Raw genomic sequence first — 23,936 nt, 5'->3', positions numbered from 1 at the left:
TCAACTCTTCAGGAGAGCCCTCGTGACTACCAGTAACCGCATTCTTCTCGGCGTGAATATCGACCACGTAGCCACGCTGCGCCAGGCGCGCGGCACCCGTTACCCTGATCCGGTCAAGGCTGCCCTGGACGCAGAAGAGGCGGGCGCTGACGGCATCACCGTGCACTTGCGCGAAGACCGCCGGCACATCCAGGAGCGTGATGTACTGCTGCTCAAGGATGTACTGCAAACGCGCATGAACTTCGAAATGGGCGTCACCGAAGAAATGATGGTATTTGCCGAGCGCATTCGCCCGGCCCATGTCTGTCTGGTGCCCGAGACCCGTCAGGAACTGACTACTGAAGGTGGTCTGGACGTTGCCGGGCAAGAAGCGCGGATCAAGGCTGCCGTCGAGCGTCTGGCGAAAATCGGTTGTGAAGTCTCGTTGTTTATCGATGCCGATGAGCGGCAGATTGCGGCTTCAAAACGCGTCGGTGCCCCTGCTGTCGAGTTGCACACCGGGCGTTATGCCGATGCGCAAACCCCGATCGAAGTGGCCGAAGAGTTGCAGCGGGTGGCTGATGGCGTGGCATTTGGCCTGGCGCAAGGGCTGATCGTTAATGCCGGTCATGGCCTGCACTACCACAACGTTGAAGCGGTGGCGGCGATCAAGGGCATCAATGAGCTGAACATTGGCCATGCCTTGGTGGCACACGCTCTGTTCGTTGGCTTCAAGTCGGCAGTGGCCGAGATGAAGGCACTGATTCTGGCGGCGGCAAAGGCTTAAACCCGGTCACGGCTCGACGGGTATTGGCGGTGCTGGCTTAAAGCTGCGGCTCTTCTTTAGGCTTGGTCTTGTTGATACCCGGTATGTGCAGCTTGCCGTCAGCGGCCTGGTCGCCCTCAAGCTGTGGCTGTGTGGCCCATGTCAGGATGTCGTAGTAACGACGGATGTTGGCCACAAAGTGCACGGGCTCGCCGCCCCGGGCGTAGCCATAGCGGGTTTTGCTGTACCACTGCTTCTGCGCAAGGCGAGGCAGCATTTTTTTCACGTCCAGCCACTTGTTCGGGTTCAGGCCTTCTTTCTTGGCCAGCTTTCTCGCGTCATCCAGGTGACCGCCGCCAACGTTGTAGGCCGCCAGTGCAAACCAGGTGCGATCGGGCTCTTCGATATCGTCGTCCAGTTCGCTCTTGATCAGTGCCAGGTACTTGGCACCGCCCATGATGCTTTGCTGCGCGTCCAGGCGGTTGGACACGCCCATGGCTTGTGCAGTGTTCTGGGTCAGCATCATCAGGCCGCGAACGCCGGTTTTGGAGGTGACGGTGGGCTGCCACAAGGATTCCTGATAGCCCATGGCTGCCAGCAGGCGCCAGTCGACCTGTTCCTTTTTGGCCGCATCCTTGAAGAACTTTTCGTATTTGGGCAGGCGCTGCTGCAGATGCTGGGCGAAGGTATAGGCGCCGACGTAACCCAGTACGTCGACGTGGCCGTAGTAACGGTCCTTCAAGCGTTGCAGGGTGCCGTTCTTTTCGACCTTGTCCAGGTAGGCGTTGATCTCGTTGAGCAGGCTGTTGTCTTCACCGGCCATTACCGCCCAGCGCTGGCTGCGGGCATCACCCAGGTCAAAGGCCACGCGAACGTTGGGGAAGTACACCTGGTTCATTGCCACTTCGTTGGAGTCGACCAGGGTCAGGTCTATCTGCCCTTCATCGACCATGCGCAACAGGTCGACGACTTCGACAGCGTCGGACTCTTCGTATTCGATTCCGGGATATTGCTTCTTGAGTTCGGCAAGTTGCTCGGCGTGGGAGCTGCCTTTAAGCACCATGATGCGTTTGCCCACCAGATCGGCGGCATTGGTGGGGCGCGACTGACCGTTGCGGTAGATGATCTGGGGCGTGACTTCAAGGTACGGGTGAGAGAACTTGGCTTGCTGCAGGCGTTTCTCGCTGCTGACCAGACCGGCAGCAGCTAAAGCGGGACCGTCAGGTTTACCCAGCTGTATGAAGATGTCGTCCAGGTTGTCGGCTGTTTCGATCTTCAGTTCGACGCCCAGATCGTCGGCAAAGCGCTTCACCAGCTCGTATTCGAAGCCGGTTTCGCCGTTGCGATCTTCGAAGTAGGTGGCCGGGCTGTTACGGGTGATCACCCGCAGTACCCCATCCTCCTTTACGCGCTCAAGGGTACTGGGTTTTTCAACGCAGGCACCGAGCATCAGGAAGAGTCCGGTTACGAGTAGCCATCTGGCTCCACGCTGGCGGAATGCAGTTAGAGAAAACATTCGCGCAGTATACGCAAAGCAGCACGGGTGCCATATCTCGACAATTTACGGTCATTCTGATAACAGCTGCCAAAAACGACAAAACCCTTATGGAATGGGGTGTCGGGGGCTGTTTAAAGATCATGACCGCCCATCCACAAACGCTCTGATAGCTATAAAGAATAAGGCTTTGGTCGGTTAACGGCCTTTGGCGCACGTCAGGTGTGCCGTTTCGGGTGCCGTTAGCGCCGGTTTAGGCTAGAATGCCGGGCCTCAAAGCATACCCCTCCCGAGGCTGTCCCGAAGATGTTGATCCTGCGCGGCGCTCCTGCCCTTTCTGCCTTTCGCCACAGCAAACTCCTTGCACAACTGAGCCTGAAGGTTCCGGCTGTCACTGGTTTGTATGCTGAATTCGCCCACTTCGCCGATGTTACCGGTGAGCTGACCAGCGATGAACAGCAGGTCCTGGCTCGTCTCTTGAAGTACGGCCCTAGTGTGCCGGTCCAAGAGCCCAGTGGCCGACTGTTCCTGGTGTTGCCGCGGTTCGGCACCATTTCCCCTTGGTCGAGTAAGGCCAGCGACATTGCCCGTAACTGTGGCCTGGCTAAAGTCCAGCGCCTGGAGCGTGGCATTGCGTTTTACGTGGCCGGTCAGTTCAGCGACGCTGATGCAGAGCTGATTGCAGCGGCACTGCATGACCGCATGACGCAAATCGTGCTGGGCAACCTTGAGCAGGCTTGCGGTCTGTTCAGCCATGCCGAGCCCAAGCCGCTGACGGCGATTGACGTGCTGGGCGGCGGTCGCGCCGCGCTGGAAAAAGCCAACGTCGAGCTGGGCCTGGCTCTGGCTGAAGACGAAATCGATTACCTGGTCAATGCGTTCAACGGTCTTGGCCGCAACCCGCACGACATCGAACTGATGATGTTCGCCCAGGCCAACTCCGAGCATTGCCGTCACAAGATCTTCAATGCCAGCTGGGACATTGACGGCCAAAGCCAGGATAAAAGCCTGTTTGGCATGATCAAGAACACCTACGTGATGCACAGCGAAGGTGTGTTGTCGGCTTATAAGGACAACGCTTCGGTCATCGTCGGCAGCGTTGCAGGGCGTTTCTTCCCGGACCCTGAAACCCGCCAGTACGGCGCGGTGCAGGAGCCGGTGCATATTTTGATGAAGGTTGAGACCCACAACCACCCGACCGCCATTGCCCCGTTCCCGGGCGCGGCGACCGGCTCCGGTGGCGAGATCCGTGACGAAGGTGCTACCGGTCGTGGCGCCAAGCCAAAGGCCGGCCTCACCGGCTTCACCGTATCCAACCTGCAAATCCCGGGCTTTGAACAGCCATGGGAAGTGCCGTACGGCAAACCCGAGCGCATCGTTACCGCGCTGGACATCATGATCGAAGGCCCGCTGGGCGGCGCCGCGTTCAACAACGAATTCGGCCGTCCGGCCCTGACCGGTTACTTCCGTACCTTCGAGCAGTCGATCACGACTCCCCGTGGCGAAGAAGTGCGCGGTTACCACAAGCCAATCATGTTGGCCGGCGGCATGGGCAACATCCGCGCCGAACACGTACAGAAAGCCGAAATCACCGTTGGCTCCAAGCTGATCGTGCTGGGCGGCCCGGCAATGCTGATCGGCCTGGGTGGCGGTGCAGCTTCCTCCATGGCCACCGGCGCGAGCTCGGCCGATCTGGACTTCGCTTCGGTACAGCGCGAAAACCCGGAAATGGAACGCCGTTGCCAAGAGGTCATCGACCGTTGCTGGCAACTGGGCGACAAAAACCCCATCAGCTTCATCCACGACGTGGGCGCGGGCGGTCTGTCCAATGCCTTCCCGGAACTGGTCAACGACGGTGAGCGTGGCGGTCGTTTCGAACTGCGCAATATTCCCAACGACGAGCCGGGCATGGCTCCGCACGAAATCTGGAGCAACGAATCCCAGGAACGCTATGTAATGGCGGTGGGCGTTGCCGATTTCGAGCGCTTCAAAGCGATCTGCGAACGTGAGCGTTGCCCGTTTGCCGTGGTCGGTGAAGCCACTGCCGAACCGCAGCTGACGGTTACCGATAGCCACTTCGGCAACAACCCGGTGGACATGCCACTGGAAGTGTTGCTGGGCAAGGCACCGCGCATGCACCGTTCGGCCGTCCGTGAAGCCGAACTGGGGGATGACTTCGATCCGTCCACGCTGGCCATCGGCGAGTGTGTCGAGCGCGTACTGCATCACCCGGCCGTGGCCAGCAAAAGCTTCCTGATCACCATCGGCGACCGGACCATTACCGGCCTGGTAGCCCGTGACCAGATGGTAGGTCCGTGGCAAGTGCCGGTTGCTGACGTTGCGGTCACCGCCACCAGCTTTGACGTATACACCGGTGAAGCCATGGCCATGGGCGAGCGTACTCCGCTGGCACTGCTGGATGCTCCGGCATCGGGCCGTATGGCCATCGGCGAAACCCTGACCAACATCGCGGCTTCGCGGATCGGCAAGATCAGCGACATCAAACTGTCGGCCAACTGGATGTCAGCGGCGGGTCACCCCGGCGAAGACGCCCGTCTGTACGACACCGTAAAAGCGGTCGGCATGGAGCTGTGCCCTGAGCTGGGCATCACCATTCCAGTGGGCAAAGACTCGATGTCGATGCAAACCCGCTGGAGCGAAGAGGGCACTGACAAGACTGTCACCTCGCCGCTGTCGCTGGTAGTAACCGGTTTTGCTCCGGTGCTCGATGTGCGTCAGACCATGACCCCTGTGCTGCGCATGGACAAGGGCCTGACCGATCTGATCCTGATCGACCTGGGCCGTGGCCAGAACCGCATGGGCGCCTCGATCCTGGCCCAGACTTACGGCAAGCTCGGTAAACACGCCCCGGACGTGGATGACGCAGAAGACCTCAAGGCCTTCTTCGCCGTGATCCAGGGCTTGAATGCCGATGGCCACCTGCTGGCTTACCATGACCGTTCCGACGGTGGTTTGCTGACCAGCGTGATGGAAATGGCGTTCGCCGGTCACTGCGGTGTCAACCTGGCACTCGACGGCCTGGCTGAAACCGCTGCCGACATTCCGGCCATCCTGTTCAACGAAGAGTTGGGTGCGGTGGTTCAGGTGCGTCAGGACTCTACTGCTGACGTACTCGCACAATTCAGCGCCGCCGGCCTGGGTGAGTGCGTGTCGGTAATCGGTCAACCGCGCAATTGTGCAGACGTCACGATCACCTTCAATGGCGAGACCGTTTTCGCCGGTCAGCGCCCTCTGCTGCAACGTCAGTGGGCTGAAACCAGCTACCAGATCCAGCGTATGCGTGACAACGCAGACTGCGCCCAGCAAGAGTTCGACGTGCTGCTGGAAGAAGACAATCCGGGCCTGAGCGTTCAGCTGAGCTTTGATGTCAACGCCAACATCAGTGCGCCGTATATCAAGAAAGGCATTCGCCCACAGGTTGCCGTACTGCGCGAGCAGGGCGTCAACGGCCAGGTTGAAATGGCGGCGGCGTTTGACCGTGCCGGTTTCAACGCGGTCGATGTGCACATGAGCGACATTCTGGCCGGCCGTGTCGACCTCAATGACTTCAAGGGCATGGTTGCGTGCGGTGGCTTCTCCTACGGTGACGTACTGGGTGCCGGTGAAGGCTGGGCCAAGTCGGCCCTGTTCAACGCCCGTGCACGTGATGCGTTCCAGGGCTTCTTCGAACGTACCGACAGCTTCACCCTGGGTGTTTGCAACGGTTGCCAGATGATGTCCAACCTCAGCGAACTGGTACCGGGCAGCGAGTTCTGGCCGCACTTTGTGCGTAACCGTTCCGAGCAGTTCGAAGCCCGGGTGGCAATGGTTCAGGTACAGGAGTCGAACTCGATCTTCCTGCAGGGTATGGCCGGTTCGCGCATGCCAATCGCCATCGCCCACGGTGAAGGCCATGCCGAGTTCGCCAGCCCTGAAGCCCTGCTGCAAGCCGATCTGTCGGGTTGCGTGGCACTGCGCTTCGTCGACAACCACGGCAAGGTTACCGAGAGCTACCCGGCCAACCCGAACGGCTCGCCGCGCGGGATTACCGGTCTCACCAGCCGTGACGGCCGTGTGACTATCATGATGCCGCACCCGGAGCGGGTATTCCGCGCCGTGCAGAACTCGTGGCGTCCTGAAGAGTGGAACGAAGATGCGCCTTGGTTGCGCATGTTCCGTAACGCGCGCGTGTGGGTCGACTAAGGGCATGTACAAGCTCAGCTTCTTCGTTCCTCCAAGCCACGTCGAAGTGGTCAAGGATGCTGTATTCGCTGCCGGTGGCGGACGGATCGGCAACTATGACCACTGCGCCTGGCAGGTATTGGGCCAGGGCCAGTTTTGCGCGCTGGACGGCAGTCAGCCGTTTATCGGGCAAACCGGTCAGGTCGAATATGTCGGGGAATGGAAAGTTGAGCTGGTCGTTGCCGATGATCTGATCCATGGGGTGGTGGCTGCGCTCAAGCACAGTCACCCCTATGAGACGCCCGCTTATGAAGTGTGGCGACTGGCGGACTTGTAACCCCCAAACACCAACCTGTAGGAGCGAGCTTGCCTCGCGATGCAAACAATGCGCGGTTTCTGAGAAAACGCATTGAGACCATCGTGAGGCAAGCTCGCTCCTACAGTTCGTTCAGCGTGCGTGATCTGGCCTGATCAATCGCGCCAGCGCTTCGCTCAATCCCTGCGCCTGTTCCCCCACCAATACATGCCAAACGCCATCGGCGTGCTGGCTGATGCCCTGGCTTCCCAGTGCCTTGAGCTGGCTCTGCGACAACGAACGCTGGTCTCCCAGCTTGATCCGCAAGCGGGTGAGCGCTACGCACTCGACGTGCAATACATTGCTGCTGCCGCCCAGCGCGCCCAGCCATTTGTTGGCGGCCTCGTGCCCGACCTCGTGCGCCGGTTCCACCGCAGGGGCTTGAGCCTTGCTGACGGCGGGCGAACGGCTGACCCGGGTTAGCGCCAAACGTATTTCATCGGCAATGCTGTCGGCCATCGGCCCGACCACTACTTGCAGGCTGCCCGCGCGGCCGGGACGCATCACCCCCATGGCGCCCAGCGCCTTGAGTTCGCTGTCCTGAGCCTTGTTGCGATCGGCCAGCTCCAGGCGCAGGCGCGTGGTGCAGGCGCCGACGGTGAGCAGATTGTCCGGGCCACCCAGCGCCTGGATATAGCCTTCGGCCCGCTGGTTCTCGGTGAGGTCGGCGGTTTCTGCCACCGGGTTGTCTTCACGGCCCGGGGTTTTGAGTTTGAAGCGGCGGATGCAGTAATCAAACACCAGGTAATAAATGGCGAAGTAGACCAGCCCGACGGGAAAGATCATCCAGCCATTGGTGGACTTGCCCCAGCCCAGCAGCATGTCGATGGCACCACCGGAAAAGGTGAAGCCCAAATGGATATTCAGCAGGTTGGTGATGGCCATCGACAGCCCGGTCAGCAACGCATGCAACAGATAGAGGAAGGGCGCGAGGAACATGAAAGCAAATTCGATGGGTTCGGTGACGCCGGTCAAAAACGCGGTCAGCGCCAGTGACAGGAAAATCCCGCCCATCAGTTTGCGCCGCTCCGGCAACGCATTGCGGTACATCGCCAGGCACGCAGCCGGCAGGCCAAACATCATCACCGGGAACATGCCGGTCATGAATTGGCCGCCCTTGGGGTCGCCCGCGAAGTATCGGGTCAGGTCGCCGGTCACCACTTGCCCGGCATCGGTGGTAAAGCTGCCGAACACGAACCACGCCATATTGTTAAGGATATGGTGCAGCCCGGTGACGATCAGGATGCGGTTCAACACGCCAAAAATGAACGCCCCCAGGCTGCCGCTTTCGAGCAGCAACACACCCAGGCTATTGATGCCTTCCTGAATCGGTGGCCAGATCAGGCCGAACAGGGCCCCCAGGGCTACGGCGGCAAACCCGGTGACGATCGGCACAAAACGCCGGCCGCCAAAAAACGCCAGGTATTCCGGCAGTTTGATGTCCTTGAAGCGGTTGTACAGCGCCCCGGCCATCAGGCCGCTGACGATCCCGGCGAGCATGCCCATGTTGATATGGGGGTCCAGGGCCTTGAGGGTCGAGATCAGCACCAGATAACCGATGGCCCCGGCCAGGCCCGCAGTACCGTTGTTGTCGCGGGCAAAACCCACGGCAATGCCGATGGCGAAGATCAGCGCCAGGTTGGCGAAAATCGTGTTGCCGGCATCGTGGATGATTGCGATGTTGAGCAAGTCGGTGTCGCCCAGCCGCAGTAGCAGCCCGGCAATGGGCAAAATCGCAATCGGCAGCATCAACGCCCGGCCAAGCCGCTGCAGACCTTCGATGAAGTATTGATACATGAGAAATTCTCCGTCGTTGTTTTTGTTGTTGTCAGTCGGAAAGCGGCCAGTACTGATGACAGGCCTCGCGTACAGATTTTGCGTTGCTCATGTTCAGCAGTTTCTGGCTCAGTGTTTGACACATTCCGGCGTCCAGCTGGCGGACCCTGGCCTTGATTTCACCGATTTGCAGCGGGCTGACCGACAGCTCGCGAACCCCCAGGCCGATCAGCACCGGGGTGGCCAGAGGGTCGCTGGCCAGTGCACCGCACACGCCTACCCAGCGTCCGTGCTTTGCCGCACCGGCACAGGTATGGGCGATCAGGCGCAGCAGCGCCGGATGCAGGGCATCGACCCGTGAGGCCAACCCTGCATGGTCGCGGTCCATGGCCAGGGTGTACTGCGACAGGTCGTTGGTGCCGATGGACAGAAAGTCCGCGTGCTCGGCCAATTGTTCTGCCATCAGGGCCGCTGCCGGCACTTCAATCATCACCCCCAGTTCCGGGCGCTGGCTCAGGCCCATTTCACCGCGCAAGGCCTCCAGGCGACGGCGGATATGCAGCAGCTCGTCGACCTCGGTGATCATTGGCAACAAGATGCGGCAGCGTTGTACCGGGCTGACCTGCAGCAGGGCGCGCAGTTGCTGATCGAGGATGTGCGGATGCATCTGTGCCAGGCGGATGCCGCGCAGGCCCAATACCGGATTGGCTTCGGCGGGCAGCGGCAGATAATCAAGTTGCTTGTCGCCGCCCACATCAATGGTGCGAATGATCACCGGCTTGTCACCCATCGCATCGACCACGCCCTGGTAGGCCGCAATCTGCTCCTGTTCATTGGGAGCAGTGCTGCGATCGACAAACAGGAACTCGGTACGCAGCAGTCCGACGCCATCTGCGCCATTGGCATGGGCGCCGGCCGCTTCGTGGCTGGAGGCAACGTTGGCGGCAATTTCGATCTGCAGCCCGTCACCGGTCACTGCCGGTTCGTGGGCGTGCAATTGCTGCCGGGCAAAGCGTTGCTGACGGGCGAGAATGCTGTTTTGCACCTGTTCGATGCGTTCGGCGCCGGGGCTCAGTTCCAGGCGGGCGCTGTCGGCGTCGAGAATCACCTGTTGTCCGGCCGGCAAGTCCAGCAACCCTGAGCCCAGGGCCACCAGGCAAGGCAGGCCTTTGCCCCGGGCCAGAATCGCGACATGGGAGGTGGCCCCCCCTGCGGCCATGCATAAACCGGCAACTTGCTGCGCGCTGAGCATCAGCAGGTCGGAAGGGGTCAGCTCGTGTGCGGCAACAATGGCTCCGGGCGGCACCTGGCACTGGGCACTTTCCCCCAGTAATGCTCTGAGAACCCGTTGTTGCAGGTCGTGCAAGTCGTTGGAGCGTTCAGCCAGCAGGGTATTGCCCAGTTGCTGCAGAATCGCGCATTGCTGCTCGATCGCATCACTCCAGGCGTGGGCCGCATTGCGGCCCTGGGCGATGGCGCCGTGGCTGGCCTGCAGCAGCTCGCTGTCTTCGAGCAAGGCCAGGTGAGTGTCGAAAATGGCTTCTTCGTCGAGGTTACCCTCGGCCCGGGCCTGGATCAGGGTCAGGCGGATCTCGGCGCGCACCTGCTCCAGCGCCGAATGCAGCGCCTGCATTTGCTCCTCGGGGAGGTGATTGCCGAGGTCGGGTGGCAGTTGCACGGTGCTTAAAAAATACAGCGCACCACTGGCCAGGCCGGGGGCCGCACTCACTCCGTTCAATTGTCCTTCTTGATTGATGGGGCGAGCGACGGCCGGCAGCACTTTCAGCGTGGCGGCGGCCGGTCTGACCTGATCTTTGGCCAGTGCGGCCAGAATGGCCTGCAGCGCGGCGTCGGCATCCTCGCCGGCACAGCTGACTTGAACTTCATCGTGCTCGCTGATGCCCAGGGCCAGCAGCCGGACAATACTGTCGCACGGAGCCGAATTGGCGCCGATGTGCAGCCGGCAAGTGCTTTTGAAACCCAGTGCTGTTTGCCGTATCAGCGCAGCCGGACGTGCATGCAGGCCACCGTGGTGAGTTATGCGCACGCTGCCTTGGGCCTGCCCCTGAGAACTGTCGGTCGCGGTAACGGCGGCTTCGATCTGGCGCGCCGCTATCTGCAGCAGTGGCTCGCCGGCCACGGCGGTGTCGTGTTGCAGCAGTTGCAGCGCGAACCGATCGCCATTGGTCAGCACCAGCAGGCTGATCAGGCTGGTGCAGCGCTGGGCGATGTAATCGGGGTCGAAGCGTACCAGCGGCTGGCCGTTGCTGATCTGCTCGCCGTTTTCCACCAGCAGTTGAAAACCTTCGCCCTGTAGATCAAAGGTGTCCAGCCCCACATGCAAAAGCACCTCGGCGCCATTATCGGCACGCAGGGTCAGGGCATGGGCGGTCTTGGCCACGTGCACGATCACCCCGTCACAGGGCGCATACAAACAGTCGTTCAATGGGTCGATGGCAATCCCGTCGCCCATTACGCCGCTGGAAAATACTTCATCCGGCACCAGGGCGAGTTTGATGATCGGCCCGCTGAGCGGCGCACTGAGGGTGAGCTTTTTATTATTGTGCATGGCGCGATACTCATTAAACCTGCGGGGGAAGACAACTCAGTGGGTACGGGTCACTTTGCTCAGGAACCGTGGCTGATCCGGGTCCAGCCCCCGGGCCTCGGCCAGACCGGCAGCCATCACGTAGAAACTTTGAATGGCCAGGATCGGGTCCAGATCCGGGTGTGCCGCCTGGCTCAACGTCAGGTCGCGCTCGGCCACATCATCCGGGGCCGCCAGCAGCACCCGGGCGCCGCGCTGGCGCATGTCACGGGCCAGGGTCAGCAAGCCCGCCTGCTCCACACCCCGAGGGGCGAAAATCAGCAGCGGGTAGTCTTCTTCGATCAGGGCCATCGGGCCGTGGCGCACTTCGGCACTGCTGAAGGCTTCGGCCTGCAGGGTCGAGGTTTCCTTGAATTTGAGCGCGGCTTCCTGGGCGATGGCAAAGCCCGCGCCCCGGCCGATCACCAGCAATCGCTGGGCATCGCGCAAGGTCTCGATGGCTTTGCTCCAGTCCTGGGTGCAGGCGTCGCGCAAGTCGGCGGGCAGCAGGTGGCCGGCTTCGAGCAGGGCTTTATCATTGGCCCAGTGCGCAACCAGGCGGGCACCGGCACTCAAGGTGGCGATAAAGCTTTTAGTGGCTGCGACGCTGATTTCGGCGCCGGCACACAAGGGCAAGCTGTAGGCGCAGGCGGCTTCCAGTGGTGTGTTTTCGGCATTCACCAGCGCCACGCTCAGCGCCCCGCGTTCACGCAACAGGCTCAGGCTGTCGATGATGTCGGGGCTCTGGCCGGACTGGGAAAAGGCAAATACCGCCTGGCCCTGCACCCGCAGCGGGGACTGGCGCAAGGTCACCACTGACATCGGCAACGACGCCACGGGCACGCCCACATGCTGCATGGTCAGGTAGGCAAAGTAACTGGCGGCATGGTCGGAGCTGCCACGGGCCAGGGTCATGGCTACGTCGGGCGGGCTGGCCCGCAGGTCGCGGGCAAGGTCGATCAGGCGCGACTCCAGGTTGAACAGTTGACGTTCGACCGCTTCGCTCGCGGACCGGGCCTCTTCCAGCATTTTTGACGGCTTGTTAGAAGACAAGTGCTTCCCCTTCGACCATGACAGCGGTGAGATTCAATGAACGGTCCAGGCGCACGCAGTCGGCCCAGCTACCGGGCTGCAAACGCCCGCGTTCGGTAATGCCGAGGTAGTCGGCCGGGTACTGCGACAGGCGTTGCGAGGCTTCGGCCAGTGGCAGGCCGATTTTCACCAGGTTGCGCAGTGCCTGATCCATGGTCAGCGTGCTGCCCGCCAGCGTGCCGTCTGCCAGGCGTACGCCGCCCAGGCATTTGGTGACGGTGTGGCTGCCCAGTTGGTATTCGCCATCGGGCATGCCGGTGGCTGCAGTGGAGTCGGTGACGCAATACAGGCACGGAATCGCACGCAAGGCTGCGCGAATGGCGCCGGGATGCACGTGGAGCAAGTCGGGGATCAGTTCGGCAAAACGCGCATGGGCCAGGGCGGCACCCAGAATGCCGGGCTCGCGGTGATGCAGCGGGCTCATGGCGTTATACAAATGGGTGAAGCTGGTGGCGCCCGCATCCAGTGCGGCCACGCCTTCTTCATAACTGCCCAGGGTATGCCCCAGCTGCATGCGAATGCCCCGGGCGCTCAGGGCGCCGATCAATTCGATATGGCCGGCGATTTCAGGGGCGATGGTGATGACTTTGATCGGCGCCAGACTCAGGTAGTCCTCGACTTCGGCCATCAGCGCGGTATGGGCGAAGTTGGGTTGAGCGCCGAGTTTGCCGGGGTTGATAAACGGGCCTTCGAGATGCACCCCCAGTACCCGCGCGCAGCCGGCCGGCCGTTGCTGACAAAACTCGCCGAGGGCACCGAGCACGCGGCTGATCTCGTGATTCGGCGCGGTCATGGTGGTGGCCAGCATTGCCGTAGTGCCGAAGCGCAAGTGGGTGCGGGCGATGGTGTCGAAGGCCGGTGCGCCTTGCATGATGTCTTTGCCGCCGCCGCCGTGCACATGCAGGTCGATAAAACCGGGCAGCAGGTAAGGCAAGTCGTTGTCGGCCGGGTCACAAGGGCTGCCCTGGATGCCGAGGACTTTGCCGTTCTCGTGCAGCAGGCGGCCGCGGACCCAGCCTTGGGGCGTGAGGATGTTGTCTTCGGACATGTACAGCCCTCCGGGGGTGTTGTCGGGTCAGCGGCGCAGTTCGGCCACAAAATCGTAGAAATCGTTACGGCAGTAGGTATCGGTGACTTCGATGGGGGTGTTGTCTTCGAGGTAGCCGACCCGGGTCATCAGCAGCATGGCGGCCCCGGGTTCGATCCCCACCAGGGCGGCAAACTCTGCGCTGGCGTTGATCGCCTGAATATGTTGCAGGGCGCGGACCACCGGTTTGCCGATGCTGTCCAGATACTCGTAGAGCGAGTCGCCAAGCACCTGCGGCTGCGGGATCAGGGAAGCGGGCAGGGCGCTCATTTCGATGGCCATGACCGTGTCATCGGCTTTGCGCAGGCGCTTGAGGCGCGCGACTTTATCCGTGGGGGACAGCGCCAGGCGGATCAGCTCTTCATGGGTCGGCTGGGTGATTTCCCGCTGTAACCACTGAGAGCTAGGTACGAAGCCCTTGAGCCGGAGCATTTCGCTGAAACTGGACAGCCGCGACAAGGGTTGCTCAAGGCGCGGGGTGATGAAGGTTCCGGAGCCCTGGCTGCGGCGGATCAGGCCTTGTTCGAAGAGAATTTCCAGGGCTTTGCGGGCCGTGACGCGAGACAGGCCCAGTTGTTCGCTCAGGCTGCGCTCCGAAGGCAGCGCCTGCTCGGCTTTCCAGACCCCGGCATGGATCGCGGACTCCAGGTTGCGGGCCAGTTGCAGGTACAACGGCGTGGCCAGACGGTCATCCGGGCGCAGGTCGGCGAGGGTGGTCATAGGGCTGTTCATGGTGGTGGATCCGATGCGGTTATTGGAGTTTTGTCGCCCGGTAATGGCGCGAAAGTAATACCACTTCAATACCAAGTCAACGCATGCACAGGCGTGTTTTCCGCCGAAAACAGGGTGTTTGGCCGTTGTGATTTTATTTGGTGTTTAAGTGGTATTAGGAGTGCGCTGAAGGCGCCGAGATGCTGCGGGCCCGTTCGGGCCCGGCGACAGGTAAAGGTATTAGGAGTAGGCGGGAGGGTGTAACGGGGACAAAAGGTAATTTATTTTTGCTTAAGGCCGGATTTCAACCAGGGTGCCGTCCTTGACCAGGTTCCAGACTTCACGCATTTCGTAGTTTTTCATCGCGATACAGCCATCGGTCCAGTCCAGGGTATGGAACAGCTCTTCGGGATTCTCTTCGGAGTCCGGCGTACCGTGGATCATGATCATCGATCCGGGGTTCAGACCTTGGCGCCGGGCTTGGGCCGCGTCACTGACGTTGGGGTAGTTGATATGCATCGCCAGGTTGAACTTGTCGCTTTTTTTGCGCCAGTCGACCCAGTAAAGGCCCTCCGGGGTGCGTTTGTCGCCCTCTTGTAGTTTTGGCCCCTTGGGTTGTTTGCCCAATGAAATGCGGTAGCTCTTGATCGGTTTGCCATCGCTGATCAGCTGCAGTTTGCGGGCCGACTTGAGCACCAGGATTTTTTCGATTTTTTGCCCGGCTTTGATCGTCTGTGTTGACTGGGCCGGTTTGAGGACCTGATTTTTATCGACGGGTTTGCCATTCACGGTAATGACAACGGAAGCTTGGCAAGTAACAGCAAACGACAGGCAGAGGGCAGCGAGCAACCAACGCATTAGAGGGATATTCCTGAATTACACGGCAAACAACATTATTGTTGGGGTTTGGTCAGGCCGGCCAGAGGCGCCACGGCCTCGCTGCGTACCGGGTAGAGGTTACCCGGGCGGTCGGCGAAAAAGCATTCTAAGGTACGGCTGACCGTGCGAAAAGCCAGCTCTGACCAAGGGATGTCGGCTTCATCGAAAAGCCGCACCTCAAGGCTTTCTTCACCTGCGGCAAAGTCCGGGGTCAGCAGCTCGGCGCGGTAGAACACATGTACCTGGTTGATGTGGGGTACATCGATCAGGGTATAGATAGCCAGGTTTTCGACCTTGGCACAGGCTTCCTCGAGGGTTTCGCGGCGAGCGGCCTGTTCAACGGTCTCGCCGTTTTCCATAAAGCCGGCAGGCAGTGTCCAGTACCCTTTGCGCGGCTCGATGGCGCGTCGGCACAGCAGCACCTGAGTGCCCCAGGTGGGCAGGCACCCGGCAACAATATTGGGGTTCTGATAATGAATGGTCTGGCAGTGGTCGCAGACATAGCGCAGGCGCGAATCGCCTTGCGGGATATGCTGGCTGACAGAATGACCGCACTGGCTGCAAAATTTCATGCTGGGTTCTCTGATAAGGCGCTTATCTTGAGGCTGAGTCGGGCTGGCGGCAAGTGCCGCGGTGGTTGCTGCGACACTGCGGGGCTTGGGTGCCCGGTGCGATTTGGTGCATGATGCCCGATAAGTGACGGATCGAGATGACCTATGCTGGACGAGCTGCTTGGCCGTGTGAGCCGCTATACCCCACGGACTCTGGAAACAGATCGGCATTTTCCCGAGGCGGCAGTATTGCTGCCGGTGACGCGCAGTGCTGAACCCGAACTGATTCTGACCCTGCGTGCCAGCGGGCTGTCGACCCATGGTGGTGAGGTGGCTTTCCCAGGCGGGCGGCGCGATCCTGAAGACCCGGATCTGATCTTTACCGCTCTGCGTGAGGCCGAGGAAGAGATCGGCCTGCCGCCGGGCCTGGTGGAGGTGATCGGTCCCCTCAGCCCCTTGATCTCGTTGCACGGTATTCGCGTAACCCCCTATGTTGGACTGGTACCTGACTACGTTGAGTATCTGGCCAACGATGCCGAGATCGCTGCGGTGTTCAGCGTGCCGCTGGAGTTCTTCCGCCAGGACCCGCGCGAGCATACCCACCGCATCGATTACCAGGGCCGCAGCTGGTATGTGCCGAGTTACCGTTTTGGCGTGTACAAGATCTGGGGGCTGACGGCGATCATGATCGTCGAGCTGATGAACCTGCTCTACGACGACGTCAATATCAGCCTGCATACTCCGCCTGAACGCTTTATCAATATTTAGAGCTGTCAGCAGACAGCCGCTCAGCCTTGAGGACACTCCCATGAAATATCGCTTGGGCGACTCGCTCGTCGAAACCCATCCCGACAGCTGGACGGCCCCCAACGCCACCCTGATCGGCAAGGTACGGCTGCAAGAGGGTGCCAGCGTCTGGTTTAACGCTGTGTTGCGTGGCGACAACGAACTGATCCTGATCGGTAAAAACAGCAACGTGCAGGATGGCGCCGTCATGCACACCGACATGGGCTACCCATTGACCCTGGGCACCGGTGTGACCATTGGCCATAACGCCATGCTGCATGGCTGCACTGTGGGTGACTACAGCCTGATCGGTATCAACGCAGTGATCCTCAATGGCGCAAAAATCGGCAAGCATTGCATCATCGGTGCCAATTCGCTGATCGGTGAGGGCAAGGAAATCCCCGATGGTTCGCTGGTCATGGGCTCGCCCGGCAAAGTGGTGCGCGACCTCACCGACGAGCAGAAAAAAATGCTGGAAGCCAGTGCGGCGCACTATGTGCACAACGGCCAGCGTTATGCCCGTGACTTGCAGGTGCAAGAATAATGAGTGATACAGAACGCCCGGTGGCCTCACCCTGCGTGAATATTTGCGCGCTGGACGACGATGATCTGTGCACCGGCTGCCAGCGTTCGGTGGCCGAAATTACCCGTTGGAGCCGCATGACCAATCCAGAGCGCCGTGAGGTGCTGGCGTTGTGTCATGAACGCGCGAAATCCAGTGGCATGGTGTGGACGGTGGGCAGCCTGTAGTCCCTGCCGCAGGCTGCGATATACCCTGTGGGCGCTGGCTTGCCCGGGATGCAGGCAATGGGCACTTCGAGGCTGACTGCGGGGCTGTAAATCCCCGGCAAGCCGGCTCCCGCGGTCGAACTGTCCAGCCTCGGTGTACACGCTACAAAATCAGGCATGACTCAAGTACCCTGTGCGCCTTATTCAGAGGTATCACCAGGTCCCATGTTGTTTCTAATCGCTTATATCGCCAGCGTCGTGCTGATCAACTACGCGTTTTCGACGGCGCCGCACCTCGATATCATCTGGTCGGCCTGGGGCGGGCTGGTGTTCGTGCTGCGGGACATGGTGCAAATCCGCTTCGGCCACGGCGCCATTCTGGCCATGCTGGCGGCGCTGGTGCTGTCGTACGTCACCTCTGATCCCTCTATTGCCCTGGCCAGCGCTACCGCGTTCGCTGTATCGGAGTGTATTGACTGGCTGGTGTTCTCCATCACCAAGCGCCCGTTGCATGACCGGTTGTGGATCAGCTCTGCGCTGAGCATCCCCCTCGATACCTTTATCTTTTTCGGCATGATCGACGCCTTTACCCCGGGCGTGATCCTCACTGCCATGGCCTCCAAGTTCGCCGGTGTCACCTGCGTATGGCTGGCCATGGCCTGGCGTCTGCGCAAAGCCGCTGAGCGCTCGCGGATCATGTAAAATGCCGGCCTTTCTTCCCAGCAGGCGCAAGCGTTGCGAGCGCCTTCGATGATTTGCTTCCTTGAGGACCTGAAATGACCCGTATCGGAACTCCACTGTCGCCTACCGCGACCCGCGTAATGTTGTGTGGCTGCGGCGAGCTAGGCAAGGAAGTCGTCATCGAATTGCAGCGTCTGGGGGTCGAAGTCATCGCTGTCGATCGCTACGCCAACGCCCCGGCCATGCAGGTGGCGCACCGTAGCCACGTGATCAACATGCTGGATGGTGCTGCCCTGCGTGCCGTGATCGAGCTGGAAAAGCCGCATTTTATCGTTCCGGAAATCGAAGCCATCGCCACCGCGACCCTGGTCGAGCTGGAAGCTGAAGGCTTTACCGTGATCCCTACGGCCCGTGCGACCTCGCTGACCATGAACCGCGAAGGCATTCGCCGTCTGGCGGCTGAAGAGCTGGACCTGCCAACTTCGCCGTACCACTTTGCCGACACCTTCGAGGATTACAGCAAAGCGGTGCAGGATCTCGGTTTCCCGTGTGTGGTCAAGCCGGTCATGAGCTCGTCGGGTAAAGGCCAGAGCCTGCTGCGCAGTGCCGACGATGTGAAAACCGCCTGGGACTACGCTCAGGAAGGCGGACGGGCGGGCAAGGGCCGGGTCATCATCGAGGGCTTTATCGACTTCGATTACGAAATCACCTTGCTCACCGTACGCCATATCGGCGGCACCACGTTCTGCGCCCCGGTTGGTCACCGCCAGGAGAAGGGCGATTACCAGGAATCCTGGCAGCCCCAGGCCATGAGCCCGATTGCACTGGCTGAGTCTGAGCGTGTGGCCAAGGCCGTTACCGAGGCGCTGGGTGGTCGTGGTCTGTTTGGAGTCGAGCTGTTCATCAAGGGCGATCAAGTGTGGTTCAGCGAAGTTTCGCCGCGCCCCCATGACACAGGTCTGGTGACCCTGATTTCGCAGGATTTGTCGCAGTTCGCGCTGCATGCGCGGGCGATTCTGGGGTTGCCGATCCCGTTGATCCGTCAGTTCGGACCCTCGGCTTCGGCAGTGATTCTGGTGGAAGGGCAGTCGACCCGCACCGCGTTCTCCAACCTGGGAGCGGCCCTGAGCGAGCCGGATACCGCCTTGCGTCTGTTCGGCAAGCCCGAGGTCAATGGCCAGCGCCGCATGGGCGTGGCACTGGCCCGGGATGAGTCGATTGAAGCGGCACGGGCCAAAGCGACCCGTTCGTCCAAGGCGGTTGTCGTAGAGCTATAACCCCCCCCCCCGCAACAACCTGCTGTAGGAGCGAGCTTGCTCGCGAGCTTTTTGCACAGTTCGCTCCTACAGGTTTAGATGACCTTGTTCAGGTCTGCCTCTCTGGTTTCCTTCAAGCACAGTACAGCGATCAGGCTGAGTACCGCTGCGCCTGATACATAGCCGCCAACCCAGCTCAGACCGCCCATGCTCACCAGTTTCTGGGCGAAGAACGGTGCGGCCGAGGCGCCGACAATGCCCCCCAGGTTGTAGGCCGCCGATGCGCCGGTATAGCGCACGCGGGTGGGAAACAGTTCAGGCAGCAGGGCTCCCATCGGAGCAAAGGTCACCCCCATCAAGAACAGCTCGATGCACAGAAACAGTGCCACCCCCCAGGTCGTGCCATGGGTGAGCAATGGCTCCATCAGAAACCCGGACAAAACTGCCAGTATGCCGCCGACAATCAATACCGGTTTACGTCCGTAACGGTCGCTGGCCAGGGCTGACAGTGGGGTGGCCGCGGCCATGAACAGCACGGCAAAGCACAGCAGGCCGAGGAACGTTTCGCGGGTGTAGCCCAATGTCGAAACGCCATAGCTGAGTGAAAATACGGTCGAGATGTAGAACAGTGCATAACACACCACCATCGACGCAGCGCCCAGCAGCATGGGTGCCCAGTACTGGCTGAAGAGCTCGACGATCGGCATCTTCACCCGTTCGTGCTGGGCTACGGCCTTGGCGAAGACCGGTGTTTCTTCCAGTTTGAGACGCACATACAGGCCGACCATCACCAGGGCGGCACTCAGCAGGAACGGGATGCGCCAGCCCCAGGAGCGGAACTGTTCATCACTCAGGGTCAAGGCCAGTGCCAGAAACAGGCCGTTGGCTGCGAGAAAACCAATCGACGGACCCAGTTGCGGAAACATGCCGAACCAGGCGCGCTTGCCTTTGGGGGCGTTTTCGGTGGCCAGCAAAGCTGCGCCGCCCCATTCCCCGCCGAGCCCAAGCCCTTGGCCAAAGCGCAGCACGCAGAGCAGGATCGGTGCCCAGGCGCCAATGGTGGCGTAGCCCGGCAGGACGCCGATCAGGGTGGTACACACCCCCATCAACAGCAGGGAAGCGACGAGGGTGGACTTGCGTCCTACCCGGTCACCGAAATGGCCAAACAGAAATGAACCCAGCGGGCGTGCGAGAAAGGCTATGCCGAAGGTCAGGAACGCCGACAGCATCTGTGCTGTGCCGGATGTCTGCGGGAAAAAGACCGGGCCGATAACCAGCGCGGCGGCGGTGGCATACACATAAAAGTCGTAGAACTCGATGGCGGTGCCAATAAAGCTGGCTGTAGCGACACGGGCTGTGGAGTTGGCCGGCTTCTCGGGCGAGGCTTCGCTGTAGGTGGTGCTGGTGGTCATGCGCATATCCCTGACAGTTATAAGCTCGTTGACCTTTATCAGCCTTGGCGGCGGACAGGGCAGAGCGTTTTTTTATGGTCGTTTGGCCAGTGGGGGCAAATGCCAGTCAGTCAGGCGAGCGCAGTCTCAAGCAGGGAGATAAACCGGTGGGAACTGCTCAGCCAGCTCCCACTGAAGATATGCGGTGTTTTAATCGACTGGCTTTACCCCGCAAGCGGGGTGTAAGCGGAAATGATTATAGGGAGGCCTGTTCGAATGTAACAAGACCTTACGCGGCGATTAAACCGCGGGTTTGACGCTGTTGTGCCAGATCAGTACGCGGCTGACGCGGTTTTCTTCGGTTTCGAGAATTTCCAGGCGATAGCGGCCGATCTTCAGGCAAACAGTGGTTTCGGGAATGGTTTCCAGTGCTTCGGTGACCAGCCCGTTAAGGGTTTTCGGACCGTCGCAAGGCAGGTGCCAGCCCAGGGCCTTGTTCAGTTCGCGGACCGAGACTGCGCCATCAACCACAAAGCGTCCGTCGGGCAGGGGATCGATCAGCGGGTTATCGATGTTTTGCTCGTCCTCGAACTCACTGACGATCTCTTCGAGGATGTCTTCCAGGGTCACGATTCCCAGTACTTCTCCGTACTCATCGACCACGACGCCCAGTCGGCGTTGTTGCTTGTGGAAGTTGAGCAGCTGCAGCTGCAGGGGCGTGCTTTCAGGAACGAAGTAGGGCTCGGTGCAGACGGCCAGCAGCGCTTCCTTGGTGAGGCTGGCATCCGTCAGCAGGTGCTGGACGTGGCGGGTATTGAGGATGGCTTCGACCTGATTGATGTCGTTATGAAACACCGGCAGGCGTGTGCGCTTGGTCTGGCGCAGTTGCTCGATCAGATCTTCGATGGAGTCGTCGAGGTTCAGGCCTTCGACTTCGCTGCGCGGGATCAGGATGTCGTTGACCGTGATGTTGTCCAGCGCATGGATGCCGGAGAGCAGTTGCGGCCGGCTGGCGGAGAGTTCGTCGTCTTGCTGGGCAGGTGTGTGGCGCGTCTGCGGCACCTCGGCACGAAGGACCTTCCTGTTGTTTGTGCCCCATAGAAAACCGGCGAACAGCCCGGCTGCTGCGATCAAAAATGCCAGAACTGCCAGCATCGGCCCGGGGGGCAAGCTATCCATAATCATCGCCCGTCAGATATGCAGAATGTATTCACGAACCAGCTTGCTGCCAAAGTAGGCCAGCATCAGCAGGCAGAAACCGGCAAACGTCCAGCGTATGGCTTTGTGTCCGCGCCAGCCGAGGTGGTGACGCCCCAGCAGAAGTACGCTGAATACGATCCATGCCAGGCAGGCCAGCAAGGTTTTATGGACCAGATGCTGGGCAAACAGATTGCCCAAAAACATCCAGCCGGAGATCAATGACAGTGACAGCAGCGACCAGCCGGCCCACAGGAAGCCGAACAGCAGGCTTTCCATGGTTTGCAGGGGCGGGAAGTTCTTGATCAGGCCTTTGGGGTGCTTGTTCTTGAGCTGGTAGTTCTGCAGGGTCAGCAGCAACGCCTGAAACACCGCGATGGTGAACATGCCATAGGCCAGGAGCGATAACAGGATGTGGGCGAGGATGCCGGGTTCTTCATCTATTACCTGAACCGTACCGGGCGGGGCGAACTGCGACAGCAGCACCGTGAGCATTCCCAGCGGGTATAGAAGCAGCAACAGGTTCTCGACGGGGATCCGCACACATGCCACCAGCGTTACGCCAATGACTGCTGCGGCAATCAGGCTGGCAGCACTGAAGAAGTCCAGTTCAAGACCCGCCGGGGTCATCAGGTGGGTGAACAGGCTCATGGCGTGGGCGATTACGGCGAGAATGCCGAGTGTCACCAACAGGCGTTTGTTCGCCTTTGCGCCTTGGCGCAGGCAAGTGCCTTGATAGAGGGTCGCAGCGGCATATAGACAGGCGGCGGCGAGGCTGGGTAGCAAACTCGGTGACAAGGGGAGCATAAATCCTGTTAGGCAAGCCCGAAAGGGCTGAGTTTGGCATACAACCGCCCATGCACGAAAGACTACATAAGCCGACGGCAAGGTGTCGTATGCGGCCAGTCTTCGCTATAATCCGCGACCTGCCCACGCCGCAGGCTCGCCGAGCATCAGTTTTACACGGGCTGGGCCGCAATAACCCCGGTCTACTTTGGGCCTGAAAGGATCGCGCATGTTTGAAAATTTAACCGATCGTCTCTCGCAGACGCTGCGCCATGTTACCGGCAAGGCCAAGCTGACCGAGGACAACATCAAAGACACCCTGCGTGAAGTGCGCATGGCGTTGCTGGAAGCCGACGTGGCTTTGCCAGTGGTCAAGGACTTCGTCAACGCGGTCAAAGAGCGCGCTGTCGGCACTGAAGTGTCGCGCAGCCTGACGCCGGGCCAGGCGTTTGTGAAGATCGTCCAGGCCGAGCTTGAAAGCCTGATGGGTGCTGCCAACGAGGACCTGGTCCTCAATGTCACGCCGCCTGCAGTAGTTTTGATGGCCGGTTTGCAAGGTGCGGGTAAAACCACCACCGCCGGCAAGCTGGCGCGCTTCCTTAAAGAGCGCAAAAAGAAAACAGTGATGGTGGTCTCGGTCGACGTTTATCGTCCTGCGGCAATCAAGCAGCTGGAAACACTGGCGGCGGAAGTGGGGGTTACGTTCTTCCCGTCCGATATCAGCCAGAAGCCGGTGGCCATCGCGCTGGCGGCCATTGCTGAAGCCAAGCTCAAGTTCATTGATGTAGTCATTGTCGATACCGCGGGTCGTTTGCATATCGACGCCGAGATGATGACCGAAATCCAGGAACTGCACGGCGCCGTCAAGCCGGCAGAAACCCTGTTTGTGGTCGACGCCATGACCGGCCAGGATGCCGCCAATACGGCCAAGGCCTTTGGCGATGCGCTGCCGCTGACCGGTGTGATCCTGACCAAGGTTGACGGCGATGCCCGTGGCGGTGCGGCATTGTCCGTGCGCTCGATCACCGGCAAGCCGATCAAGTTCATCGGTATGGGTGAGAAGAGCGACGCTCTGGAACCGTTCCACCCGGATCGTATCGCTTCGCGCATTCTGGGCATGGGCGACGTGCTCAGCCTTATCGAACAGGCCGAACAGACCCTCGATAAAGACAAAGCCGACAAGCTGGCGAAGAAACTCAAGAAAGGTAAGGGCTTCGATCTCGAAGACTTCCGCGATCAGCTGCAACAGATGAAGAACATGGGCGGCCTTGGCGGCCTCATGGACAAGCTGCCGAACATGGGTGGCGTGAATCTGGCGCAAATGGGCAACGCCCAGGGCGCGGCAGAAAAGCAGTTCAAGCAAATGGAAGCCATCATCAACTCCATGACTCCGGCCGAGCGCCGTGACCCTGACCTGATCAGTGGTTCGCGCAAACGTCGTATTGCCATGGGTTCCGGCACCCAGGTGCAGGACATCGGTCGCTTGATCAAGCAGCACAAGCAGATGCAGAAAATGATGAAGAAGTTCTCCGCAAAAGGCGGAATGGCCAAAATGATGCGCGGCATGGGCTCCATGATGCCTGGTGGCGGCATGCCGAAAATGTAAATTACCTGCCTGAGCGCTTGCGCTTGGGCGACTCGCAGTGATGC

General features: G+C 60.4%; 19 protein-coding genes and 1 pseudogene. 9 read left to right on the top strand and 11 right to left on the bottom strand.

The window, feature by feature from the left end; genetic code table 11:
* The first annotated feature begins 22 nt into the window (after nucleotides 1-22).
* Complete coding sequence (gene pdxJ, locus WG29040_RS08955) at nucleotides 23-766, top strand: pyridoxine 5'-phosphate synthase (protein WP_127196029.1); 744 nt, start codon at nucleotides 23-25, stop codon at nucleotides 764-766.
* Nucleotides 767-803: 37 nt separating this feature from the next.
* On the opposite strand, the gene mltF is transcribed toward pdxJ, so the two are convergent.
* On the bottom strand, nucleotides 804-2,261 hold the full coding sequence (gene mltF / locus WG29040_RS08950; RefSeq protein ID WP_010655989.1) for a membrane-bound lytic murein transglycosylase MltF: 1,458 nt from the start codon (nucleotides 2,259-2,261) through the stop codon (nucleotides 804-806).
* 285 nt (nucleotides 2,262-2,546) lie between these two features.
* On the opposite strand from mltF, the gene purL reads away from it, so the two are divergent.
* Both purL and WG29040_RS08940 read left to right on the top strand, forming a co-directional pair.
* Nucleotides 2,547-6,443 (top strand): phosphoribosylformylglycinamidine synthase, encoded by a 3,897-nt coding sequence (gene purL / locus WG29040_RS08945; RefSeq protein ID WP_010655988.1) that lies wholly within the window; start codon nucleotides 2,547-2,549, stop codon nucleotides 6,441-6,443.
* A 4-nt stretch (nucleotides 6,444-6,447) separates the two neighbouring features.
* Nucleotides 6,448-6,759, top strand: a complete 312-nt coding sequence (locus WG29040_RS08940) for a YqfO family protein (RefSeq protein WP_003440210.1) — start codon at nucleotides 6,448-6,450, stop codon at nucleotides 6,757-6,759.
* A 111-nt stretch (nucleotides 6,760-6,870) separates the two neighbouring features.
* Here the strand turns inward: WG29040_RS08940 and nagE are convergent, their stop codons facing one another.
* From nagE to WG29040_RS08905, 7 genes are all read right to left on the bottom strand, one after another.
* Nucleotides 6,871-8,574: an N-acetylglucosamine-specific PTS transporter subunit IIBC gene (gene nagE, locus WG29040_RS08935; protein WP_127196028.1), complete on the bottom strand. Its 1,704-nt coding sequence runs from the start codon at nucleotides 8,572-8,574 to the stop codon at nucleotides 6,871-6,873.
* Between the two features lie 31 nt (nucleotides 8,575-8,605).
* Nucleotides 8,606-11,122: a phosphoenolpyruvate--protein phosphotransferase gene (ptsP, locus tag WG29040_RS08930; RefSeq protein ID WP_127196027.1), complete on the bottom strand. Its 2,517-nt coding sequence runs from the start codon at nucleotides 11,120-11,122 to the stop codon at nucleotides 8,606-8,608.
* Between the two features lie 36 nt (nucleotides 11,123-11,158).
* Nucleotides 11,159-12,169 carry an SIS domain-containing protein gene (locus WG29040_RS08925; RefSeq protein WP_010655985.1) on the bottom strand — a complete coding sequence of 337 codons (1,011 nt, stop codon included), beginning with the start codon at nucleotides 12,167-12,169 and terminating at the stop codon, nucleotides 11,159-11,161.
* A gap of 13 nt (nucleotides 12,170-12,182) precedes the next feature.
* Nucleotides 12,183-13,280: an N-acetylglucosamine-6-phosphate deacetylase gene (gene nagA / locus WG29040_RS08920; RefSeq protein WP_003440214.1), complete on the bottom strand. Its 1,098-nt coding sequence runs from the start codon at nucleotides 13,278-13,280 to the stop codon at nucleotides 12,183-12,185.
* Nucleotides 13,281-13,307: 27 nt separating this feature from the next.
* Nucleotides 13,308-14,039, bottom strand: coding sequence for a GntR family transcriptional regulator (locus WG29040_RS08915; RefSeq protein ID WP_127196087.1), 732 nt, complete (start codon nucleotides 14,037-14,039; stop codon nucleotides 13,308-13,310).
* A 282-nt stretch (nucleotides 14,040-14,321) separates the two neighbouring features.
* On the bottom strand, nucleotides 14,322-14,888 hold the full coding sequence (locus WG29040_RS08910; protein ID WP_127196026.1) for a murein L,D-transpeptidase family protein: 567 nt from the start codon (nucleotides 14,886-14,888) through the stop codon (nucleotides 14,322-14,324).
* A 35-nt stretch (nucleotides 14,889-14,923) separates the two neighbouring features.
* The gene (locus tag WG29040_RS08905) at nucleotides 14,924-15,481 is read right to left on the bottom strand and encodes an NUDIX hydrolase (RefSeq protein WP_003440217.1); all 558 of its coding nucleotides are present in this window, start codon (nucleotides 15,479-15,481) and stop codon (nucleotides 14,924-14,926) included.
* A gap of 144 nt (nucleotides 15,482-15,625) precedes the next feature.
* Here WG29040_RS08905 and WG29040_RS08900 point away from each other — a divergent pair, with 144 nt between their 5' ends.
* The 5 genes from WG29040_RS08900 to purT all read left to right on the top strand — a co-directional run bounded on the left by WG29040_RS08900 (nucleotide 15,626) and on the right by purT (nucleotide 18,933).
* On the top strand, nucleotides 15,626-16,228 hold the full coding sequence (locus WG29040_RS08900; RefSeq protein ID WP_003440220.1) for a CoA pyrophosphatase: 603 nt from the start codon (nucleotides 15,626-15,628) through the stop codon (nucleotides 16,226-16,228).
* 40 nt (nucleotides 16,229-16,268) lie between these two features.
* Entirely contained in the window at nucleotides 16,269-16,790 is a 522-nt protein-coding gene (locus WG29040_RS08895; RefSeq protein ID WP_127196025.1) for a gamma carbonic anhydrase family protein, read from the top strand.
* Nucleotides 16,790-16,996: a DUF1289 domain-containing protein gene (locus WG29040_RS08890; protein WP_003440224.1), complete on the top strand. Its 207-nt coding sequence runs from the start codon at nucleotides 16,790-16,792 to the stop codon at nucleotides 16,994-16,996. Before WG29040_RS08895 ends, WG29040_RS08890 begins: the two co-directional genes overlap by 1 nt.
* Before the next feature lie 204 nt (nucleotides 16,997-17,200).
* Complete coding sequence (locus WG29040_RS08885; RefSeq protein WP_003440227.1) at nucleotides 17,201-17,677, top strand: VUT family protein; 477 nt, start codon at nucleotides 17,201-17,203, stop codon at nucleotides 17,675-17,677.
* Nucleotides 17,678-17,751: 74 nt separating this feature from the next.
* Nucleotides 17,752-18,933: a formate-dependent phosphoribosylglycinamide formyltransferase gene (gene purT, locus WG29040_RS08880; protein ID WP_003440230.1), complete on the top strand. Its 1,182-nt coding sequence runs from the start codon at nucleotides 17,752-17,754 to the stop codon at nucleotides 18,931-18,933.
* A 74-nt stretch (nucleotides 18,934-19,007) separates the two neighbouring features.
* Here purT and WG29040_RS08875 read toward each other — a convergent pair whose 3' ends face one another.
* The 3 genes and pseudogenes from WG29040_RS08875 to WG29040_RS08865 all read right to left on the bottom strand — a co-directional run bounded on the left by WG29040_RS08875 (nucleotide 19,008) and on the right by WG29040_RS08865 (nucleotide 22,307).
* A complete protein-coding gene (locus WG29040_RS08875; protein ID WP_003440231.1) occupies nucleotides 19,008-20,324 on the bottom strand; it encodes an MFS transporter in 1,317 nt (438 codons plus the stop codon).
* A 279-nt stretch (nucleotides 20,325-20,603) separates the two neighbouring features.
* Nucleotides 20,604-21,293: pseudogene (locus tag WG29040_RS08870) on the bottom strand (transporter associated domain-containing protein); the annotation flags it as partial.
* 201 nt (nucleotides 21,294-21,494) lie between these two features.
* On the bottom strand, nucleotides 21,495-22,307 hold the full coding sequence (locus WG29040_RS08865) for an inner membrane protein YpjD (RefSeq protein WP_003440240.1): 813 nt from the start codon (nucleotides 22,305-22,307) through the stop codon (nucleotides 21,495-21,497).
* Nucleotides 22,308-22,515: 208 nt separating this feature from the next.
* Here WG29040_RS08865 and ffh point away from each other — a divergent pair, with 208 nt between their 5' ends.
* Nucleotides 22,516-23,892, top strand: coding sequence for a signal recognition particle protein (gene ffh / locus WG29040_RS08860; RefSeq protein ID WP_003440242.1), 1,377 nt, complete (start codon nucleotides 22,516-22,518; stop codon nucleotides 23,890-23,892).
* Nucleotides 23,893-23,936 lie beyond the last annotated feature (44 nt).

Source organism: Pseudomonas sp. PAMC 29040 (assembly GCF_003994535.1).
Lineage (GTDB): Bacteria > Pseudomonadota > Gammaproteobacteria > Pseudomonadales > Pseudomonadaceae > Aquipseudomonas > Aquipseudomonas paraversuta.
The sequence above is the reverse complement of the archived record's forward strand: the minus strand, read 5'-3'. Positions and strand labels throughout refer to the sequence as shown.

Excerpts from the sequence above, each read along its gene's own strand:
- mltF (WP_010655989.1), bottom strand. The coding sequence starts at position 2,261 with ATGTTTTCTCTAACTGCATTCCGCCAGCGTGGAGCCAGATGGCTACTC.
- purL (WP_010655988.1), top strand. The coding sequence starts at position 2,547 with ATGTTGATCCTGCGCGGCGCTCCTGCCCTTTCTGCCTTTCGCCACAGC.
- WG29040_RS08940 (WP_003440210.1), top strand. The coding sequence starts at position 6,448 with ATGTACAAGCTCAGCTTCTTCGTTCCTCCAAGCCACGTCGAAGTGGTC.
- nagE (WP_127196028.1), bottom strand. The coding sequence starts at position 8,574 with ATGTATCAATACTTCATCGAAGGTCTGCAGCGGCTTGGCCGGGCGTTG.
- ptsP (WP_127196027.1), bottom strand. The coding sequence starts at position 11,122 with ATGCACAATAATAAAAAGCTCACCCTCAGTGCGCCGCTCAGCGGGCCG.
- WG29040_RS08925 (WP_010655985.1), bottom strand. The coding sequence starts at position 12,169 with ATGCTGGAAGAGGCCCGGTCCGCGAGCGAAGCGGTCGAACGTCAACTG.
- nagA (WP_003440214.1), bottom strand. The coding sequence starts at position 13,280 with ATGTCCGAAGACAACATCCTCACGCCCCAAGGCTGGGTCCGCGGCCGC.
- WG29040_RS08915 (WP_127196087.1), bottom strand. The coding sequence starts at position 14,039 with ATGACCACCCTCGCCGACCTGCGCCCGGATGACCGTCTGGCCACGCCG.
- WG29040_RS08910 (WP_127196026.1), bottom strand. The coding sequence starts at position 14,888 with ATGCGTTGGTTGCTCGCTGCCCTCTGCCTGTCGTTTGCTGTTACTTGC.
- WG29040_RS08905 (WP_003440217.1), bottom strand. The coding sequence starts at position 15,481 with ATGAAATTTTGCAGCCAGTGCGGTCATTCTGTCAGCCAGCATATCCCG.
- WG29040_RS08900 (WP_003440220.1), top strand. The coding sequence starts at position 15,626 with ATGCTGGACGAGCTGCTTGGCCGTGTGAGCCGCTATACCCCACGGACT.
- WG29040_RS08895 (WP_127196025.1), top strand. The coding sequence starts at position 16,269 with ATGAAATATCGCTTGGGCGACTCGCTCGTCGAAACCCATCCCGACAGC.
- WG29040_RS08890 (WP_003440224.1), top strand. The coding sequence starts at position 16,790 with ATGAGTGATACAGAACGCCCGGTGGCCTCACCCTGCGTGAATATTTGC.
- WG29040_RS08885 (WP_003440227.1), top strand. The coding sequence starts at position 17,201 with ATGTTGTTTCTAATCGCTTATATCGCCAGCGTCGTGCTGATCAACTAC.
- purT (WP_003440230.1), top strand. The coding sequence starts at position 17,752 with ATGACCCGTATCGGAACTCCACTGTCGCCTACCGCGACCCGCGTAATG.
- WG29040_RS08875 (WP_003440231.1), bottom strand. The coding sequence starts at position 20,324 with ATGACCACCAGCACCACCTACAGCGAAGCCTCGCCCGAGAAGCCGGCC.
- WG29040_RS08865 (WP_003440240.1), bottom strand. The coding sequence starts at position 22,307 with ATGCTCCCCTTGTCACCGAGTTTGCTACCCAGCCTCGCCGCCGCCTGT.
- ffh (WP_003440242.1), top strand. The coding sequence starts at position 22,516 with ATGTTTGAAAATTTAACCGATCGTCTCTCGCAGACGCTGCGCCATGTT.